General features: G+C 71.3%; 18 protein-coding genes. 8 read left to right on the forward strand and 10 right to left on the reverse strand.

Going from position 1 to position 18,033, the window contains the following annotated elements:
* Entirely contained in the window at positions 1-519 is a 519-nt protein-coding gene (locus IE226_RS20175; RefSeq protein WP_190082685.1) for a hypothetical protein, read from the reverse strand.
* Positions 520-557: 38 nt separating this feature from the next.
* Between IE226_RS20175 and IE226_RS20180 the strand changes: the two genes are divergently transcribed.
* Positions 558-1,277 carry a 3-keto-5-aminohexanoate cleavage protein gene (locus IE226_RS20180; RefSeq protein WP_190082686.1) on the forward strand — a complete coding sequence of 240 codons (720 nt, stop codon included), beginning with the start codon at positions 558-560 and terminating at the stop codon, positions 1,275-1,277.
* Between the two features lie 114 nt (positions 1,278-1,391).
* Positions 1,392-2,462 carry an RNA ligase (ATP) gene (locus IE226_RS20185; RefSeq protein WP_190082687.1) on the forward strand — a complete coding sequence of 357 codons (1,071 nt, stop codon included), beginning with the start codon at positions 1,392-1,394 and terminating at the stop codon, positions 2,460-2,462.
* Positions 2,463-2,516: 54 nt separating this feature from the next.
* On the opposite strand, the gene soxR is transcribed toward IE226_RS20185, so the two are convergent.
* Positions 2,517-2,984, reverse strand: a complete 468-nt coding sequence (soxR, locus tag IE226_RS20190) for a redox-sensitive transcriptional activator SoxR (protein WP_190082688.1) — start codon at positions 2,982-2,984, stop codon at positions 2,517-2,519.
* 116 nt (positions 2,985-3,100) lie between these two features.
* Between soxR and IE226_RS20195 the strand changes: the two genes are divergently transcribed.
* On the forward strand, positions 3,101-3,565 hold the full coding sequence (locus tag IE226_RS20195; protein WP_190082689.1) for a MaoC family dehydratase: 465 nt from the start codon (positions 3,101-3,103) through the stop codon (positions 3,563-3,565).
* Between the two features lie 26 nt (positions 3,566-3,591).
* Here the strand turns inward: IE226_RS20195 and IE226_RS20200 are convergent, their stop codons facing one another.
* The 3 genes from IE226_RS20200 to IE226_RS20210 form a co-directional block, all read right to left on the reverse strand.
* Complete coding sequence (locus IE226_RS20200) at positions 3,592-4,221, reverse strand: TetR/AcrR family transcriptional regulator (RefSeq protein WP_190082690.1); 630 nt, start codon at positions 4,219-4,221, stop codon at positions 3,592-3,594.
* 70 nt (positions 4,222-4,291) lie between these two features.
* Positions 4,292-4,582, reverse strand: coding sequence for a YiaA/YiaB family inner membrane protein (locus IE226_RS20205; RefSeq protein WP_190082691.1), 291 nt, complete (start codon positions 4,580-4,582; stop codon positions 4,292-4,294).
* A gap of 87 nt (positions 4,583-4,669) precedes the next feature.
* The gene (locus IE226_RS20210; protein WP_190082692.1) at positions 4,670-5,821 is read right to left on the reverse strand and encodes an acyl-CoA dehydrogenase family protein; all 1,152 of its coding nucleotides are present in this window, start codon (positions 5,819-5,821) and stop codon (positions 4,670-4,672) included.
* Positions 5,822-5,905: 84 nt separating this feature from the next.
* Between IE226_RS20210 and IE226_RS20215 the strand changes: the two genes are divergently transcribed.
* The 3 genes from IE226_RS20215 (at position 5,906) to IE226_RS20225 (ending at position 8,429) form a co-directional block, all read left to right on the forward strand.
* Positions 5,906-6,556: a TetR/AcrR family transcriptional regulator gene (locus IE226_RS20215; RefSeq protein WP_190082693.1), complete on the forward strand. Its 651-nt coding sequence runs from the start codon at positions 5,906-5,908 to the stop codon at positions 6,554-6,556.
* A gap of 43 nt (positions 6,557-6,599) precedes the next feature.
* Positions 6,600-7,304, forward strand: coding sequence for an ArsR/SmtB family transcription factor (locus tag IE226_RS20220; RefSeq protein ID WP_190082694.1), 705 nt, complete (start codon positions 6,600-6,602; stop codon positions 7,302-7,304).
* Positions 7,305-7,412: 108 nt separating this feature from the next.
* Positions 7,413-8,429, forward strand: a complete 1,017-nt coding sequence (locus IE226_RS20225) for an urea transporter (RefSeq protein WP_190082695.1) — start codon at positions 7,413-7,415, stop codon at positions 8,427-8,429.
* Here the strand turns inward: IE226_RS20225 and IE226_RS20230 are convergent.
* The 3 genes from IE226_RS20230 to IE226_RS20240 form a co-directional block, all read right to left on the reverse strand.
* Positions 8,395-9,753, reverse strand: coding sequence for an MFS transporter (locus tag IE226_RS20230; RefSeq protein ID WP_190082696.1), 1,359 nt, complete (start codon positions 9,751-9,753; stop codon positions 8,395-8,397). The genes IE226_RS20225 and IE226_RS20230 overlap by 35 nt on opposite strands.
* A gap of 199 nt (positions 9,754-9,952) precedes the next feature.
* Positions 9,953-11,035 carry a Zn-dependent alcohol dehydrogenase gene (locus tag IE226_RS20235; protein ID WP_190082806.1) on the reverse strand — a complete coding sequence of 361 codons (1,083 nt, stop codon included), beginning with the start codon at positions 11,033-11,035 and terminating at the stop codon, positions 9,953-9,955.
* 45 nt (positions 11,036-11,080) lie between these two features.
* On the reverse strand, positions 11,081-12,469 hold the full coding sequence (locus IE226_RS20240; protein ID WP_190082697.1) for an aldehyde dehydrogenase family protein: 1,389 nt from the start codon (positions 12,467-12,469) through the stop codon (positions 11,081-11,083).
* Positions 12,470-12,809: 340 nt separating this feature from the next.
* Between IE226_RS20240 and IE226_RS20245 the strand changes: the two genes are divergently transcribed.
* Both IE226_RS20245 and IE226_RS20250 read left to right on the forward strand, forming a co-directional pair.
* Positions 12,810-14,024, forward strand: coding sequence for a S8 family peptidase (locus IE226_RS20245; RefSeq protein WP_190082698.1), 1,215 nt, complete (start codon positions 12,810-12,812; stop codon positions 14,022-14,024).
* A gap of 166 nt (positions 14,025-14,190) precedes the next feature.
* Positions 14,191-15,204 (forward strand): LacI family DNA-binding transcriptional regulator, encoded by a 1,014-nt coding sequence (locus IE226_RS20250; protein WP_190082699.1) that lies wholly within the window; start codon positions 14,191-14,193, stop codon positions 15,202-15,204.
* 122 nt (positions 15,205-15,326) lie between these two features.
* Here the strand turns inward: IE226_RS20250 and IE226_RS20255 are convergent, their stop codons facing one another.
* Both IE226_RS20255 and IE226_RS20260 read right to left on the reverse strand, forming a co-directional pair.
* Positions 15,327-16,571 carry an MFS transporter gene (locus IE226_RS20255; protein ID WP_190082700.1) on the reverse strand — a complete coding sequence of 415 codons (1,245 nt, stop codon included), beginning with the start codon at positions 16,569-16,571 and terminating at the stop codon, positions 15,327-15,329.
* Positions 16,571-18,028 (reverse strand): CitMHS family transporter, encoded by a 1,458-nt coding sequence (locus tag IE226_RS20260; RefSeq protein ID WP_190082701.1) that lies wholly within the window; start codon positions 18,026-18,028, stop codon positions 16,571-16,573. Before IE226_RS20260 ends, IE226_RS20255 begins: the two co-directional genes overlap by 1 nt.
* Between the last annotated feature and the right edge of the window lie 5 nt (positions 18,029-18,033).

An 18,033-nucleotide genomic window follows, 5' to 3' on the forward strand; every position in this document is an offset into this window, starting at 1 on the left:
CTAGGGCCTCACCACGTCCGTCTGTATGGCCAGCTTGAACTCGGCGAACATGAGCGGCGCGGCGATCTTCACGTCGCCCGCGCCGCGTGCCGATATCTTCAGGCCGACCGGTGTCCGCGGGTGGACGAACATCTGCCAGGTGTGCGTGCGGTACTGCCCGCCCCTGGTGGTCGCCCAGTCGATGGTGGCCGTGGAGTCGTACCCCGTGGAGTCGCCGAGCGGATCGCGCACATAGCGCGCGCGGTGCTCGGTGGCGCGGGAGTTCGGCTCCCAGAAGATCATCGCCGACAGGGTGCCCCAGCCGTCGTGGCTCGGCCATATGAGCCCGGAGCGCGGGTCGGGGAACCGGGACGGGCTGGTGGCGCCCTTGGCGGGATCGTGCATGTGCCACGGGTCGTACGACTCCTCAGCGTGCTCGTACGGAAAACGCACGAGGTGGTAGCCGTCGCTGTCGTATTTGATCTTCTGCGGCCCGGTGCGTGCGGCGTCCCACTTCAACGAGCAGATGGCGATTCCCATCGGCCCTCCCCCTGTGTCGTCGGCTGTGCTGTCCTGTGGTGATGCAGGTATGTGTGAACGGCGCCCGCGGCGCGGGCGATGGTGCGTTGATCCCGTTGTCGCCCGGGGCGATGGCCGAGTCCGTGGCGCAGGCCGTCGCGGTCGGCGCCCGGGATGTCCATGTACACCCCAAGTCCCCCTGCGGGCAAGACACGTTGACGCCAAGAGCGGTCGCGGCCGCGCTGGAAGCGGTCCGGTCCGTGACGTCCGTGCCCGTCGGTGTGACCACCGGCGCGTGGGCCGAGCGGGACCCGGAGCGGCGGGTGGCGCAGATCCGCGCGTGGTCGGTCCTGCCGGACCACGCGTCCGTCAACTGGCACGAACCGGGCGCGGAGGCGGTGGCCGCGGCGCTCCTGGAGCGGGGGGTGGGCGTGGAGGCGGGCATCTGGTCCGGCACGGACGGCGCGGAACGCTTCACGGCGTCCGCGCTCGGCCCGCGCGTCCTGCGGGTCCTCGCGGAGGTGACGGACCCCGACCCCGCCACGGCACGCGACTCGGCCCGCGCCCTCCTCGGGGCGATCGGCACGGCGCACGGCCGCCCCGTACTGCTGCACGGCGAGGAGGGCGGCACCTGGCCCGTGCTGCGCCTCTCGGGGCGCCTGCGGCTCGCGACCCGCATCGGTTTCGAGGACACGCTGATGCTTCCGGACGGGGAACGGGCCACGTCGAACGCCCAGTTGGTGACGACGGCGCTGTCCCTGCTGAGCGCGCCCGCGTGACGCTACCAGCCACAAAATGGCTCGCTCCAGCGCTTTGTCGTCGGCACAGTCGAGGTCGATGACAGACGTGTGTACGTACCCACGCGGTACGCGGAAACCGGGAGAGTCCGAGCCATGTCGACGCTGCGCGTCACCGCCGAAGTACTGACCATCCACGAGCATCCCAACGCCGACGCCCTCGAACTCGCCCAGGTGGGCCTGTATCGCGCGGTGGTGGCCAAGGGCGCGTACCGCACCGGCGACGTGGCCCTCTACATCCCCGAGCAGTCCGTGCTTCCCGCGGAGCTGATCGAGGAGCTCGGGCTCACCGGGCGGCTCGCGGGCGGCAAGTCGGACCGGGTGAAGGCTGTACGGCTGCGGGGCGAGCTGTCGCAGGGCATCGTGTGCAGGCCGCGTGCGGTGGCGGACGTCGACCTGGTGCGGGCCGCGGCGCAGGGCACCGACTTCACGGAGCGGCTCGGCGTCGTGAAGTGGGTGCCGCCGATCCCGCCCACCATGAACGGCGACGTCGAGTCCGCGCCCGATCTGCTGCCTTGGGTCGACATCGAGAACATCCAGCGCTACCCGGACATCTTCGCGCCCGGCGAGCCGGTGACCGTCACGGAGAAGCTGCACGGCTCCGCCTGCCTGCTGACGTACGTCGCGGACGAGGGCGGCCGGGTGCATGTGTCCTCCAAGGGCTTCGGCTCCAAGTCCCTCGCGCTGAAGGAGGACGAGCGCAATCTCTACTGGCGCGCGGTCCGCGGGCACGGGGCGGCGGACGCGGCTGCCGCGCTGGCGAAGCGGCTCGGGGCGCGCCGGGTCGGCATCTTCGGCGAGGTGTACGGAGCGGGGGTGCAGGACCTGACGTACGGGGCCGACGGGCGTCGCGACACGCTGGGCTACGCGGTCTTCGACGTACGTGCGGAGATCGACGGCGAGGTCCGGTGGCTGGACCCCGCGGTCGTGCTCGACGGCGCCCTGCCGCTGGTCCCGCGCCTGTACGAGGGCCCGTACGACTCCGCGCGCGTCCTGGAACTCGCCTCCGGGCGGGAGACGGTCTCGGGCCGTGACCTGCATCTGCGCGAGGGGGTCGTGATCCGCCCCGCGACCGAGCGGTACTCGCCCGTGACCGGGGGCCGCGCGATCGCCAAGGCGGTCAGCCCCGCGTACCTGACGCGCAAGGGCGGCACGGAGTACGAGTAATCCCCGCGGGTGCCGCCGGAGCCTCTCCGACGGCACCCCCGCATCGCGACCGCATCACGACTTCGTGCGGCGCTCCGGCAACAGACGGGAGCCGGTGAGGCGTTCGCCGAAGACGTCGTCGGGGTTGGAGAGCACGCAGTTCTCCAGGGAGAGGCAGCCGCAGCCGATGCAGTCCGTGAGGTGATCGCGCAGCCGGCCCAACTGCTTGATGCGCTCGTCCAGTTCCGATCGCCAGGTCTCCGAGAGCCGCGCCCAGTCCTCGCGGGTGGGCGTGCGCTCCTCGGGGAGCGAGTCGAGCGCCTCGCGGACCGTGGCGAGCGGGATGCCGACGCGCTGGGCGGCGCGGACGAACGCGACGCGGCGCAGCGCGTCACGGTGGTAGCGGCGCTGGTTGCCCGATGTGCGGCGGCTGGAGATCAGACCCTTGGACTCGTAGAAATGCAGTGCGGACACGGCCGCGCCGCTGCGGGCGGAGAGCTGGCCGACCGTGAGCTCGTGGATCTTCTCTGGGATCTGGGGCACCCCGCCGATCCTAATGGCCGGCCCGCCGTCCCTCACTGTCTGTCCGTTGACACACGACGGCGCACACAGCATGCTGAGCAAGCGCTTAGTTCGATTACTTTGAGGAGGCCAGGGACATGGCAGAGCCGAGGATCTTCGCGTCGCCCGACGACCTGCGTGCCGGGGTCGGCGAGCAGCTCGGGCACAGCGATTGGCTGGAGGTCGACCAGAAGCGGATCGATCTGTTCGCCGACGCCACGGGCGACCACCAGTGGATCCACGTGGACGCGGAGAAGGCGGCCCGGGGTCCCTTCAAGACCACGATCGCGCACGGCTATCTGACGCTGTCGCTGCTGCCGAGCCTGGTGCCGCAGGTCATGCGGGTCGAGGGCATGAAGATGGGCGTCAACTACGGCACCAACAAGGTCCGCTTCCCCTCTCCGGTGCCCGTGGGCTCCCGGCTGCGGGCGACCGCCGTGCTCACGGAGGTCGAGCAGACCAAGGACGGCGGCGTACAGATCACGGCCAAGGTCACCGTCGAGCGCGAGGGCGGCGACAAGCCCGCCTGCGTCGCGGAGTCGGTCTCCCGCTACTACTTCTGAGCCGCCCCCGCGGGGGGCGGCGGGGCTCAGCCCCGCTGCCGGGCTCCCACCATGCGCAGCACGAGGTCGGCGTAGAGCGCGCCGACCTCGTCGGGCGTCCGCTGCCCCGCGACGTTGAACCAGCGGGCCACGTCGATGCAGAGCGAGAGCACGGCGAGCGTGGTGCCCGGCACGTCGGGAACGTCGAACTCCCCGGCCCGCACGCCTTCGTTGATCATGTCCCGCACGGTGGCGTCCGACTGGCGGCGCAGCGCGATGATCTCCGTACGGTGCTCCTCGCCGAGCGCGTCGAGCTCGTACTGGACCACGCGCGCGGTGGTGTGGTGGTCGGCGTGCCAGCGGACGAAGGAGCGCACGGCGTCGGCGAGCCGCTCCGCCGCGCTGCCCGGGCCGTTCGCCGCGGTGCGCAGGACCCGCAGGGCCTTGTCGTGGCCGATCCTGCTGATGCGGTGGAGCAGCTCTTCCTTGGTCTTGTAGTGGATGTAGAGCGCCGCCGGGCTCATGCCGGCCCGGCCCGCGATGTCGCGGGTCGTCGTCGCGTGGTACCCGCGCTCGGCGAAGGCCTCGACGGCGGCGATCAGCAGCCGCCGCGCCGCATCAGGCGTGACCTCGCCCCATGGCAGGTCCTCGCCCTCGGTCTTCTCCGCCGTGCTCATCGTCCACGCTCCTTCCGCCCGTCGGGAGGACACCATACCCCTGACGGTGAGCAAGCGCTTAGGACGCCGGTCAGGCCACCGGCTTGAACGGGTCGTGTTCGGCGAGAATCTTCTCCAGGCGGGCCTGGTCCACCCGGCTGACGATCTGCCCGGCCTCCTGCTTGTCCCTGATGACCTTGGCGAGGGTGAAGGCGGACGTCGTCAGGTACAGGACGGAAATGGCGAGGAAGGCGCGGATCCAGCCGCTGACGTCGAGGCTGTAGATGCCGATCGCCGTCGCGCCGAGCGCCACGGCGAACGACGCGATCGCCTGACCGTAGTAGGCGGTGCTGCTCTGCTGCTTGACCGGTGTCTCACTCATGGTCAGAGCTTCACCCGAGAGCGGCCACGCCACATCCGCCCCCGTACTCAGCTCGCGTACTCAGTTCCCGTACTCGGTTCCCGGTACTCAGAACGCGGAGACCCCGGTCAGCGCCCGTCCGATGACCAGCTTCTGGATCTGGCTCGTGCCCTCGTAGAGGGTCATCACGCGCGCGTCGCGCAGCAGCTTGCCCGCGGGGTACTCGTCGATGTAGCCGTAGCCGCCGAAGACCTGGAGCGCGTTGTTGGCGGCGCGCACCGCCGCCTCGGAGGCGAACAGCTTGGCCTTGGAGGACTCCGTGGTGAAGGGCTGCCCGCGGTCGATGAGATCGGCGACCCGCCAGGTCAGGAGCCGGGCGGCGTCCACGTCCACCGCGATGTCGCTGATCAGCTCCTGCACCAGCTGGTGGCCCGCGATGGACTTGCCGAACTGCTCGCGCTCGCCCGCGTACGTCACCGCCGCGTCCAGGGCGGCCTGCGCGATGCCCACGCACCCGGCGGCCACCGACATCCGGCCCTTGGCCAGCGCCGACATGGCGACCGAGAAGCCCTTGCCCTCGGGGGCCATCATCGCCGACGCCGGAACGCGTACGTCCTGGAGAACCAGCTCGGCGGTGGCCTGGCCGCGCAGGCCGAGCTTGCCGTGGATCGTGCGGCGACTCAGACCGGGGGTGTCGGTGGGCACGAGGAAGGCGGAGACGCCCTTGTGGCCGGGTGCGTCGTTGGTCCGCGCGAAGAGCAGCACGACGTCGGCCCAGGTGCCGTTCGTGATGAACATCTTGGAGCCGTTGACGACGAAGTCGTCGCCGTCGCGCACGGCCTTCGTCGAGAGGTTCCCCGCGTCGGACCCGGTGCCCGGCTCGGTGAGCCCGAAGCACCCGACGAGCTCCCCGGCGGTGAGCCCGGGCAGCCACTGCCGCTTCTGCTCCTCGCTCCCCCAGGACGCGATGGTCTTGGCCACCAGACCGAGGGAGACCGACACGATGCCGCGCACGGACGAGTCGCCGCGCCCCAGCTCCTCGGTCACCAGGCAGTACGCGAGGTGGTCGCCGCCCGAGCCGCCGTACTCCTCGTCGATGGTCAGCCCGAGGAAGCCGACCTCGCCGAGCTTCTTCACGATCGAGCGGTCGACGCTCTCCGCGCGGTCCCACTCGACGACGTGCGGGGCGATCTCGCGGGCGACGAAGTCCTTGGCCAGCTGCCGGACGGCGGACTGCTCCTCGCTGAGCTCCAGGTTCATCGGGGGCACCTCTTCGGATCGACTCGGGGGACCGGATTTAAATTAGCACTGCTAGTTTCTTGCGGCAGCCCTACTATGTGCCGCATGGCCCGACCGCGCAAGCCCCTCCTCAGCAGAGATCGCATCGTCGAGACGGCGCGCGCGCTCGTGGACGCCGAGGGCCTCGCCGCCGTCTCGACGCGCCGCCTCGCCGCCGAGCTCGGGGTCAGCGGACCCTCGCTCTACAACCACTTCCACACCAAGGACGAGATCCTGGAAGCGGTCGCGGACTCGGTGAGCGCGCAGGTCGATCTGTCGATGTTCGACGCGGACGACGAGCGCGACTGGCGGACGGCGCTGCACGACTGGGCCGTCTCCTACCGCGCCGCGCTCACACTGCACCCCAACATCGTTCCGGTGCTCGCGAGCGGACCCGGCCGCCGCCCGGCCGGCCTCCGGCTCGCGGACGCGGTGTTCGGGGCGATGGTGGACGCGGGCTGGCCCGCCGCGCAGGCCACCTCGATCGGCGCGCTGATGCGCTACTTCATCATGGGCTCGGCGCTCGGCTCCTTCGCCGGCGGCTTCGTGGACGACGAGGCGGCGTACGACCCCGCGGACTACCCGCACCTGGGCCAGGCCCACCTGCTCGCCGAGCGCCAGCAGGAGATCGACGAGCGGGCTTTCGAGGCGGGCCTGCGGGCGCTGCTCGACGGGCTCGCGCTCCAGTACGAGCAGGTGGCCGCCGTCAGCGGATGACGGTTCGGCGCCGGCCGAACGGTCCACGGCGCATGCTTGACCCATGACGGACCCCGCAACGCCCCGCCTCGCCGCGCTCGCCGGGCTCATCGCCGACGAGACGCGCGCCGCCTGCCTGCTCGCGCTGCTCGACGGCCGGGCCTGGACCGCGGGCGAGCTCGCGCGGCACGCGGGGGTCGCCGCGTCCACGCTGAGCGAGCACCTGGGGAAGCTGGTCGCGGGCGGACTGCTCGCCGAGGAGCGCCAGGGTCGGCACCGCTACGTCCGCCTCGCCGACGCACGCGTCGCACAGTTGGTGGAGGATCTGACCGCGTACGTACGGCAGGACGGGACCGCGCCCCGGCCGCCGCGCACGCTGCGGGAGGCCGGGGCGCGAGGGGCGATGGCGCGGGGCCGCACCTGTTACGACCATCTGGCGGGGCGTCTGGGGATCACGATCACCCTGGCGATGACGGAGCACGGGCTGCTGCGGCAGGACGCGGGGTTCGCCCTGACCGACGAAGGGATCGGCTGGTTCGGGGAGTTGGGCATCGGCCTCGAGCGCTCCGGCAGGCGCCCGCTGGCCCGCGCCTGCCTCGACTGGACGGAGCGCAGGCCGCATCTGGCGGGGGTCGCGGGCGCGGCGCTGTGCCGGCACGCGCTGAAGACCGGCTGGTGCGTGCGGATCGGTTCGGAGCGGGCGGTGAAGGTGACGCCGCTGGGCGCGCGGGCCCTGGAGACGCACCTCGGTATCGCCGCGCCCCAGTAACTAGATGTAAGGTGCATCCGTCTTGCCGGGCGCAACATGGACGTAACACGGGAGTGAGCCGTGCGGCACTCAACGGATGCCAGAGCACTGCCTTTCGGAGCCAGGGGGATGCCCGCCGCGCGGTCCTTCGCCGCTCACGTCCTGCGCGGCCAGGCCCAGGTCACTTTCCTGCCCAGCACGGCAGCGGGCGCCGTCTTCTGCGTGGCGCTCTTCGCCGCGGGCTGGGAGTACGGCCTGTACGGGCTCGCGGGCACGGCGGTCGGCACGGCCACCGCTCGACTGCTCGGGGCGCCGGGCGACCGCGTCGCGACCGGGCTCGAAGGCTTCAACGCCTGCCTCACCGCCCTGTGTTTCGCGGTGTTCCTGGGCGCCGGGCACCTGTCCACGGCCGCGCTCGCCCTCGCGGGCTGCGTGGTGGTCACGGTCGTGACGGCGGCGGCGGTCAATCTCCTTGCCGTCTGGGACCTGCCCTCGCTCACCCTGCCGTACTGCCTGCTCGCGAGCGCGACGACCATCGCCGCACCCGGCTTCGAGCGCGTCTGGCACCACGGGGACGCGCTCGCCGCGCTGACGCGCGCGGCGACGGGCCCGACCTCGCTCCAACCCGCCGACCTGGCACGGGCGTTCTTCGCCGACTTCGCGCAGATCTTCTTCATGCCGCAGTGGTACGTGGGCGCGGTGCTGCTCGCCGGTCTCTTCGTCGCGAGCCGCCGCGCGGGGGCCGTGGCGTGCCTCGGCAGCGCGGTCGGGATCGGTACGGCGTGGGCGCTCGGGGCGCCCGCGGCGCAGATCGCGGACGGCACCATGGGATACAACTCGGTGCTCGTCGCGCTGGCGCTGTGCGGGGTCTTCCTTCCGGCGCGGGGTGCGACGCTCGTGTACGCGACTGCGGGCGCCGCCACGGCCACCGCCGTCAGTTCGGCCATGTCGGCGCTGCTCGCACCCTCCGGCGGGCACACGTTCACCTGGCCGTTCGTCCTGACGACGCTCGCGTTCCTGGCGGCGGCCAAGTCCTTCTCTCGGCTGCGTACGACGGCTCCGGCGCCGTCGGAGGAGACGGCGCCGGACGTGTCGTTCCCGACCGGTCACGTCAGCGGGAACGCGCCCGCTCCGCAAGCACCTTGATGGAAATCAGGGCGATCACCGCGAGCCCGATGATGTACGCGGAGACCGCCATCGAGGTGCCCGTCGCCTCCAGGAGCAGCACCATCACGAACGGCGCGAGCCCGCCGCCGAACACGGCCGCGATCTGGTAGCCGAGCGAGGCTCCCGTGTAGCGCATCTCGGCCGTGAACAACTCGGCGAACAGCGCGGCCTGCGGCCCGTACATGACGCTGAGGAAACAGCTGGTGACGAACGTGCCGACCGCCAGCCACAGCAGCGAACCGGTGTCGATGAGCAGGAACATCGGCACGGCCCAGACCGCGAGCCCCGCGGCACCGATCGCGTAGATCCGCAGCCGTCCGATGCGGTCGGAGAGCGCGGCGGACGCGGGGATCAGGGCGAGCTGGGTGAGACTGACGCAGAGGGAGACGGTGAGGACCGCGCTGCGTTTCATGTCCAGTTCGCGGGTGGTGTAGTCGAGGACGCCGGTGATGATGATGTAGAAGGTCGCGGTGTTCACGGCGAAGGATCCGCCGGCCAGGAAGACCGTGCCGAGGTGGTGGCGCAGGATGGTGCGCAGGGGCGAGTTGCCCCCTTCACCGCCCGCGGCCTTGTGGCTCTTCTCCTTCTCGGCGAGCGCCCGCTCCGCCTCGCGGAACTCCGGCGTCTCCTCCACGCGCGTGTGGATGTACCAGGCGAGTACGAGCACGAGGAGTCCGACCATGAAGGGGACCCGCCACCCCCACGACTCGAAGGTGCTCTCGCTGGTGACGGCGCCGGCGACCAGGAAGACGGTGTTGGCGGTCACCACACCGATGGGGACGCCCAGTTGGACCAGGCTGCCGTAGAGGCCGCGCTTGCCCTCGGGGGCGTACTCGGTGGCCATCAGCATGGCCCCGCCCCACTGCGCGCCGACCGCGATGCCCTGGAGCACGCGCAGGGCGACGAGCAGGACGGGCGCGGCGATGCCGACCGTGTCGTACGTGGGGAGCAGGCCGATGCCGGTGGTGGAGAGGCCCATCAGGGTCAGCGCGAGGACCAGCATGGGCTTGCGGCCGCGCTTGTCGCCGAGGTGGCCCGCGATGATGCCGCCGACGGGGCGGGCCAGGAAGCCGACCGCGAACGTGGCGAACGCGGCCAGGACTCCGGCGGACGAGCTGCCGGAGGGGAAGTACAGGTCGCCCAGGACGAGGGCGGCAGCGATGCCGAAGACGAAGTAGTCGTACCACTCGACGGCAGAGGCGAGAGCGGCGGCGGTGGCCACCTTGCGGCGGTGGGGGTCCGCCGGTGCTTGAGCAGGAGCGGGAGCGGAGAGGGGGGACGTGGAGGTCGGTGCGGGGTCCATGGGGGTGCACACTCCGGTGGGTCCGGGGACGGGACAGGGGGTGGGCGTGTGATTCCAGGGACCGTACCGACCGGTGGGTATGTGGTCAACGGTTTGCACGGGCGCGGGGGCCTTGCGTGCCGTCATCACCGGCTCCGCCGAGTTCGTCCTCAAACGCCGGACGGGCTGAACCTCTCAGCCCGTCCCGTGTCTTCGGAGGCTAGAACACCACCAGCGCCCGGCCCCCCTTACCCGCGATCATGTTCTCGAAGGCCGCCGGGATTCCTTCCAGCGCGATCTGATCGGTCACCAGGCCGCTCAGGTCGAAGCGCCCCGCGCGAATGTGCTCCGCCAGAACCGGCAGGTCCACCGCCGGGTCGGAGTTGCCGTACACGCACCCGGAAAGCGTCCGGCCCCAGTGGAAGATCTCCAGGGCGTGGAAGCTGACCTGCTGGTCCTTGCCGCCGATGCCGACCACCGTCGTACGCCCGCCACGCCGCGTGGACTCCCAGGCCGCACGGATGGTCACCGCGCGCCCCACGCACTCCACCGCCGCGTCCACGCCGTGCCCGCCGGTCAGCTTGCGGATGTCCTTGGGCGTCTTCTCGGAGGCGACCACGTACTCCGTGGCCCCCGCGGAACGCGCCAACTCCTCCTTCTCCGGGGACACGTCGACCGCGATGATCTGCGAGGCCCCCGCGATCCGCGCCGCCTGGAGCGTCGCGAGGCCCACACCCCCGACCCCGAAGACCGCCACCGTCTCGCCCTCGCGGACCTGCGCGGAGTGATGGACGGCGCCGTACCCGGTGAGCACGGCGCAGCCCAGGAGCGCGGCGTCCGTGAGGGGGATGCCGGCCGGGGCGGGCAGCACGCAGTTGCCCGCGACCACCGTCTCCTCGGCGAACGCGGCGACGTTCAGGCCGGGGTGCAGGTCCGCGCCGTCCGAGGCGCGGTGAGCGTACACGTCGGCGGCACCGGCGAGGGCGTTCACGCACAGCCACACCTCACCCAGCGAGCAGGGGTGGCAATCCCCGCAGGACGGTGCCCAGTTGAGCACCACCTCGTCACCCGGCGCGACGTGCGTGACCCCCTCGCCGACGGACACCACGGTCCCCGCGCCCTCGTGCCCGAGCACGGCGGGCACGGGCAACCGCATCGTGCCGTTGGTCAAGGACAGGTCGGAGTGGCAGACCCCGGCGGCGGCGAGACGCACCCGCACCCGGCCGGGGCCCGGCTCGGGCAGGTCGATCTCGGTGATCTCCAGAGGAGAGCCGACGGCGGGCAGAACAGCGGCGCGGACCACGGTGACGTACTCCTTCGGGGCGGGCACAGAGTGCCGGCGGAGGGTTCAGAACTGCAGGGACTTCGTCTGGAGGTACTCGGTGAGTCCGTGCGGACCCAGTTCGCGGCCCACTCCTGACTGCTTGTAACCGCCGAAGGGGGCAAGGGGGTTGAAGCTTCCGCCGTTGATGTCGACCTGGCCCGTCTCCATGCGGCGGGCGAAGGCGATCGCCTCCGCGTCGTCGGCCGCCCAGACGGCGCCCGCGAGTCCGTACACGGTGCCGTTCGCGATGCGCAGGGCCTCGTCCTCGTCCTCGTACCGGATGATCGAGACGACCGGGCCGAAGATCTCCTCGCGGGCGATCGTCATCTCGGGGGTGACGTCGGCGAAGACGGTCGGCTGGACGTAGTAGCCCTGCTCGCGGGGCGCCTCGGAGCCGCCCGCCACCACGCGCGCGCCTTCCTCGACGCCCTTGTCGATGTAACCCCGTACGCGCGCCTGCTGCTTGGCGTTGACGACGGGGCCGATGCGGGAGCCGTACTTGGCGGCAGCCTCGGCGGCGAGCTCCACCGCCTCGTCGTAGCGCGCGGAGTCCACCAGCATGCGGGTCCACGCGCTGCACGTCTGGCCCGAGTTGGACATGACGTTGGCGACGCCCGCCTTGACCGCCTTGGTCAGGTCGGCGCCGGGCAGGATGACGTTGGCGGACTTGCCGCCGAGCTCCAGGGCCACGCGCTTGACCGCCGCGCCCGCGATGGCGCCGATCTGCTTGCCGACCGCCGTCGATCCCGTGAAGGAGACCAGGTCGACGCCCTCGTGCTCGGCGAGCGCCTGACCCGCGACCGGGCCGAGGCCCGTGACCAGGTTGAAGACGCCGGCGGGGATGCCCGCCTCGTGCGCGGCCTCGGCGAAGAGCTGGGCGGTGAGCGGGGTGTCCTCGGCGGGCTTGAGGACCACGGTGCAGCCCGCGGCGAGCGCGGGGGCGACCTTGTTGACGATCTGGTGGAGGGGGTAGTTCCAGGGCGTGATCGCGCCGACCACGCCGACCGGCTCCATGTAGACGGTGGAGTTGCCGATCTTCTCCTCGAAGGCGTACGTCGCGGCGAGCTCGGCATACGAGCCCGCGACCAGGATCGGCACGCCCGCGTGCACCATCTGCGAGAACTGGAGCGGCGAGCCGAGCTCCGCCGTCACCGTCTCGGCGATCTCGTCCTTGCGGGCGACCAGTTGGTCGCGGAGCGCGCCGATGAGCGCGCCGCGCTCGGCGGGCGGGGTCGCGGCCCAGGCGGGGAACGCCTCGCGGGCGGCCCGTACCGCCGTGTCGACGTCCTCGGCCGTACCGGCGGGGACCTCGCCCACCGGCTGCTCGTCGGCCGGGTTGAGGACCGTGATCGTTTCCGTACCGGCGGCGGGCCGCCAGGCGCCGCCGATGTACATGCCGTCGTGGGCCTTCATCGCTCTCCTCGGGTCTGCGTGTCGGATGGGCGTCCGCGCCGCGTCCGCACCCCAAACTAGCGCTGATAGTTTTTTGGCACCAGGGGCGTCGGGACGGGGGACATACGCCGCGCCACGACACCTACCCCCCACGGGTTCTTCCGAAGTTCGATTTCGTGCATGTGACAGACACATGCCAAGGCGCCATTTCTCTTGATCTACGCACGTAGAGCCGCCATTCTGCTGTTCGCGCCGAGAGCGGAACGCTCCGCTCCCGGCTGTGTGTGCGATCACGCACACGCCCCCACAGTTGCGCCGCCCGACCCGGGGCGCGCACGCCTATGAGGAGGACTCCCTCGTAATGGCAATGCTGCGCAGCAAGAAGACTGTGATCGCCGCGGCGATCTCGACCGCCACCGCCGCCACTCTGCTCGGTGCGGTCACCGCCCTTCCGGCCCAGGCCGCCCCCACCGAGGGCACCGTGATCGGAGCCGGCTCGGCCGACGCCGTACAGGGCAGCTACATCGTCACGCTGAAGAAGGACTCGGGCCTCAAGGCCACCTCGGCCAAGGGCAAGGGCCTGATATCCGAGTACGGCGGCTCGGTGCACAAGACCTTCAAGTCCGCGCTCAACGGCTACACCGCGAAGCTGAGCGCGGCGGAGGCGAGACGCCTCGCCGCCGACCCCGCGGTCGCGACGGTCGAGCAGAACCAGCGGGTCCAGGCCGACGCGACCCAGTCCAACGCCCCCTGGGGCCTGGACCGCATCGACCAGACGAGCCTGCCGCTGTCCGGAACCTACACCTACCCGGACACCGCGGGCTCGGGCGTCACCGCGTACGTGATCGACACCGGCGTGCGCATCACGCACTCCGAGATCAGCGGGCGCGCGGTGAACGGCTATGACGCGGTCGACCGCGACAACACCGCCCAGGACGGCAACGGCCACGGCACGCACGTGGCCACCACCATCGCGGGCAAGACGTACGGCGTCGCCAAGAAGGCCAAGATCGTGGCCGTCCGCGTGCTCGACAACAACGGCTCCGGCACCACCGCCGGCGTCATCGCGGGCATCGACTGGGTGACGAGCAACCACGCGGCGGGCGCCCCCGCCGTGGCCAACATGTCGCTCGGCGGCGGCGCCTCCACCTCGCTGGACAACGCGGTGAAGAACTCCATCGCCGACGGCGTCAGCTACGCGGTCGCCGCGGGCAACGAGGGCGTCAACGCCTCCTCGTCGTCCCCGGCGCGGGTCCCCGCGGCCATCACGGTGGGCGCCACCAGCAACACGGACGCGAAGGCCAGCTGGTCCAACTACGGCTCGATCCTGGACATCTTCGCGCCGGGCGTCTCCATCAAGGCGGGCTGGCACACCGGCGACACCGCCACGAACACCATCTCCGGTACGTCGATGGCCACCCCGCATGTCGCGGGTGCCGCCGCGGTCTACCTGGCGGGCCACACCTCGGCCACGCCGGCGCAGGTCTCGTCGGCGCTGGTGAACGGCGCCACGACGGGCAAGGTCACCAGCCCCGGCAGCGGTTCGCCCAACAGGCTGCTGAAGATCGTCCCGTAACGGCCCCGCTTGTCCCGTAGTACCCCGTTCCCCGGAGGCAGCCGGCGCCTCCGGGGAACTTCCGTGCGTCCGCTCGTCCGGCGGCCCTCTCCTCTAGGCTTCACCTCAACTCCGGTGTTCCGGAAGGCTGCTGAAAGATTCCGACGGAGTACGACGGAGGTGGGAAGTGAGCCGGTCGAAGAGCAAGGTGACCATCACGGAGATAGCCCGGCAGGCGGGCGTCTCGGTGCCGACCGTGTCGCGGGTGGTCAACGGCCGGTCCGACGTGTCGGAGGAGACCCGCGCGCGCATCGAGGACCTGCTGCGCGAGCACGGCTACGAGCGGCGGGCGACCGCGCCCGGCAGCCGCGCCGCCCTCGTCGACCTGGTCTTCAACGACCTCGACAGCCCCTGGGCCGTGGAGATCATCCGCGGCGTCGAGGAAGTGGTGCACGCGGCGGGCGCGGGCACGGTGGTCTCCGCGATCCACGGCGCGTCCGGCTCGGCCCGGCAGTGGATGAAGAACCTGCGGGCCCGCGCCTCGGACGGCGTGATCCTGGTGACCTCCGTCCTGGAACCGGTGCTCCACGACGAGCTGCGGCGGCTCGGCGTGCCGCTCGTCGTGATCGACCCGGCGGGCTCCCCCGCCCTGGACGCACCGACCGTGGGCGCCACCAACTGGGCCGGCGGTATGGCCGCGACGGAGCATCTGCTCTCCCTGGGCCATCGCAGGATCGGCTTCATCGCGGGCCCGCCGCGGCTGCTGTGCTCCCGTGCCAGGCTCGACGGCTACCGCGCGGCGCTGGAGAGCGCGGGGGTGCCCGTGGACGACACGCTGATCGTGCCGGGCGACTTCTACCACGCGTCCGGGTTCGCCGGGGCGGGCGAACTGCTCGCCCTCGCCGAGCCGCCGACCGCGCTCTTCGCCGCCAGCGACCAGATGGCGCTCGGCGCGATCGAGGCCCTGCGGCGGCGCGGTCTGCGGGTGCCCGAGGACCTCAGCGTGGTCGGCTTCGACGATCTGCCGGAGGTCAGCTGGTCGGCTCCGCCGCTGACGACCGTGCGCCAGCCCCTCTCGGACATGGGGAAACTCGCCGCCCGCACGGTGCTGCGCCTCGCGCTCGGCGAGGAGCCCGCGTCGCCCCGGATCGAGCTGGCCACGGAGCTGGTGGTGCGCGCGAGCACGGCGCCGCGAATCTGACCTGCCGCCATACCGCCCCCGAACTCCCTTTCCCGCCAGGAGCGTACGCATCGACCGATAATTTCCGGAGCCCTTCCGGGACTTCGCCGCCAAGGACAGCAAGGCGCGGGAAGGTGTGGGGTTCAGCCCCTCCGGCGTTTGAGGAGCGGGGGTCTGGGGGCGGAGCCCTCAGCTTCGGGAAGGGGCGGGGTCGGGGAATGCCCCGCAGGGCTACGCCTCAGCCCCAACCCGGCCGCCACCAGCAAGAGGCCCCCGAGCATCACGAAGGGCGCGGCAACTCCCGCCACCCCGGCGATCAACCCGGCTCCGGCGGGCGCGGCCACCTGCCCGAGCCGATTTCCGGTCAGTCGCAGCGCGAGCGCGGTGGACCGTGCCCCGTCCGGGGCGGCTTGCACGACGGTCGTCATCGACAACGGCTGCCCGACCCCCAGGCAGAACCCGAGCAGAACCAGCATCACCCCGAGGCCCCACACCGGCACCGGCAGCGCGACCCCCGCACACAACAGGGCAGCCAGCAGACACGTGACGACGATCAGCGCCGTACGCCCGAGCAGATTGATCAGCGGCGTCATCACGAGCCGGCAGGCGATCGTCGCCGCGGCCCGCAGCGAGAGCAGCACCCCGACCGTCGCGGGCGCGATGCCCCGGTGCTCGCCGACCACCGGCAGATAGGCGGTGAGGATGTCCGTGGCGGAGAGCACCGCGAGGCTGATGAAGATCCCCGCGGGCACACCACGCGTACGCAGAATGCCGAACACCGGCACCTTGGGACCCGCCCGCCCCGCGCCGGGCGCCGCCGACCGCACATGCTCGATCCGCCACAGCGAAGTGAACGAGACCGCGGCGACCCCCGCCGACACCAGCAGCGCGAGAGCGCTCGTACGGCCCATGTCCGCCCCGATGAGGGACCCCGCCGCGATCGGTCCGACCAATTGTCCGAGCGAGGCGCCGATCGTGAAGTGCCCGAAGTTGCGGTCCTGTTCGTCGGGGGCGGACTGCCGGGCGACGATCGACTGGGCGCCGATCACGAAGCAGAGGTGCCCGAGGCCCATCACACCGCTCCAGGCGGCGAGCGCGCCGAGCGACCCCGCCGTACCGCTGAGCGCGCACCCGCCGGAGATCAGGACGACACCGATCGGAAGCAGCGGCGCGCACCGCCCGGTGTCGGTCCTGCGCCCGAGCGGCACGGCCGCGAAGAGCGGAAGCAGGGCGTACACACCGGCGATGACACCGATCGCCCGCTCGTCGGCGCCCAGCGACAGCGCCCGGTAGGAAACGGCCGGACGCGCCATCGACACCGCCCCCTGCGCGAAGCTGAAGGCGATGACGAGGCGCAGCAACCAGGCCCGGCCCGGTGTCGATGGCATCAGATGATGCCGAAGAGGATGCCGGAGCCGAGCACCACGAGCGAGGTGAGCACGGCCCATTTGACGGTGAACTTGGTGTGGTCGCCGAACTCGACCTTGGCCATGCCGACCAGGACGTACACGGCGGGCACCAGCGGGCTCGACATGTGCAGCGCCTGCCCCGCGATCGAGGCGCGGGCGATTTCGAGGGTGCCGACGCCGTGCGCCTGGCCCGCCTCGGCGAGGACCGGCAGGACGCCGAAGTAGAAGCCGTCGTTCGACATGAAGTAGGTGAGCGGCAGCGACAGGAGGCCGGTGACCAGGCCCATCTGCGGGCCCATGCCCTCCGGGATGGCGTCGACGAGCCACTTGGCCATGCTGTCGACCATGCCGGTGCCCTGGAGGACTCCGGTGAAGACGGCGGCCGCGAAGACCATGCCGGTGACGTTGAGTACGTTCTCGGCGTGGGCGCCGATGCGGGCCTTCTGGTCGGGCATGTGCGGGAAGTTGACCGTGAGGGCGAGCGCGGCGCCGAGCAGGAAGAGGACCGGGATCGGCAGCCACTCCATGATCATGGCGGTGAGCAGGACCACGGTGAGACCGGCGTTGAACCAGTAGAGCTTGGGGCGCAGGGTGGCGCGGTTCGGGTCGAGCCCCTGGAAACCCTCGTCCTCGTCGGCGTCGTCGGAGGCAGCGCCACCGGAAGCAGCGCCTCCGGAAGCGGCGTCCGCGTCCGTGCCGGAGCCCGCTCCCCCGGTGGTCTTCTTGGTGAGCGACGTGCGCCCGTCACCGGTGCCGCCGCCCGCGCCCACCAGAACCGTCTCGCTCGCCGTCTCCTTCTCCAGGACCTCGTCCAGGGAGAGCATGCCGAGCCGCTTGCGCTCCCGCAGGCCCAGTGCGTAGGAGAGCAGGAAGACGGCCACGAGGCCCATGGCGAGCGCCGGGATCATCGGGACGAAGATGTCGGCGGCATCGACCTTGAGGGCGGTCGCGGCGCGGGCCGTCGGGCCGCCCCAGGGCAGCGTGTTCATGACGCCGTTGGCGGTGGCCGCGACGCCCGTCATGACGACGAGGCTCATCTTGAGGCGTTTGTAGAGCGGGTACATCGCCGAGACCGTGATCATGAAGGTCGTCGAGCCGTCGCCGTCGAGCGAGACGATCGCGGCGAGCACGGCGGTGCCGACGACGATGCGCACCGGGTCCGCCTTGCAGAAGCGCAGGATGCCCCGGACGATCGGGTCGAAGAGGCCGACGTCGATCATCACGCCGAAGTACACGATGGCGAACATGAGCATGGCCGCCGTGGGCGCCAGATTTCCGACGCCTTCGAGGACGTAGTCCCCGAGATGGGCTCCCTTTCCTACGAACACGCAGAAGAGCGCGGGGATCAGCACGAGTGCCGCGATCGGCGACATCTTCTTCATCATGATCAGCACCAGGAAGGTGGCGATCATGACGAATCCGAGGATTGTCAGCATGGGGG

The sequence above is a fragment of the Streptomyces longisporoflavus genome (assembly GCF_014649775.1).
Classification (GTDB): domain Bacteria; phylum Actinomycetota; class Actinomycetes; order Streptomycetales; family Streptomycetaceae; genus Streptomyces; species Streptomyces longisporoflavus.

Bases quoted from the DNA above. Each gene is read 5' to 3' on its own strand.
- IE226_RS20200 (WP_190082690.1), bottom strand. From the start codon at position 4,221: ATGAGCACGGCGGAGAAGACCGAGGGCGAGGACCTGCCATGGGGCGAG.
- IE226_RS20240 (WP_190082697.1), bottom strand. From the start codon at position 12,469: ATGAAGGCCCACGACGGCATGTACATCGGCGGCGCCTGGCGGCCCGCC.
- IE226_RS20210 (WP_190082692.1), bottom strand. From the start codon at position 5,821: ATGAACCTGGAGCTCAGCGAGGAGCAGTCCGCCGTCCGGCAGCTGGCC.
- IE226_RS20255 (WP_190082700.1), bottom strand. From the start codon at position 16,571: ATGCCATCGACACCGGGCCGGGCCTGGTTGCTGCGCCTCGTCATCGCC.
- IE226_RS20175 (WP_190082685.1), bottom strand. From the start codon at position 519: ATGGGAATCGCCATCTGCTCGTTGAAGTGGGACGCCGCACGCACCGGG.
- IE226_RS20185 (WP_190082687.1), top strand. From the start codon at position 1,392: ATGTCGACGCTGCGCGTCACCGCCGAAGTACTGACCATCCACGAGCAT.
- IE226_RS20260 (WP_190082701.1), bottom strand. From the start codon at position 18,028: ATGCTGACAATCCTCGGATTCGTCATGATCGCCACCTTCCTGGTGCTG.
- IE226_RS20215 (WP_190082693.1), top strand. From the start codon at position 5,906: ATGGCCCGACCGCGCAAGCCCCTCCTCAGCAGAGATCGCATCGTCGAG.
- IE226_RS20225 (WP_190082695.1), top strand. From the start codon at position 7,413: ATGCCCGCCGCGCGGTCCTTCGCCGCTCACGTCCTGCGCGGCCAGGCC.
- IE226_RS20195 (WP_190082689.1), top strand. From the start codon at position 3,101: ATGGCAGAGCCGAGGATCTTCGCGTCGCCCGACGACCTGCGTGCCGGG.
- IE226_RS20220 (WP_190082694.1), top strand. From the start codon at position 6,600: ATGACGGACCCCGCAACGCCCCGCCTCGCCGCGCTCGCCGGGCTCATC.
- IE226_RS20245 (WP_190082698.1), top strand. From the start codon at position 12,810: ATGGCAATGCTGCGCAGCAAGAAGACTGTGATCGCCGCGGCGATCTCG.
- IE226_RS20230 (WP_190082696.1), bottom strand. From the start codon at position 9,753: ATGGACCCCGCACCGACCTCCACGTCCCCCCTCTCCGCTCCCGCTCCT.
- IE226_RS20205 (WP_190082691.1), bottom strand. From the start codon at position 4,582: ATGAGTGAGACACCGGTCAAGCAGCAGAGCAGCACCGCCTACTACGGT.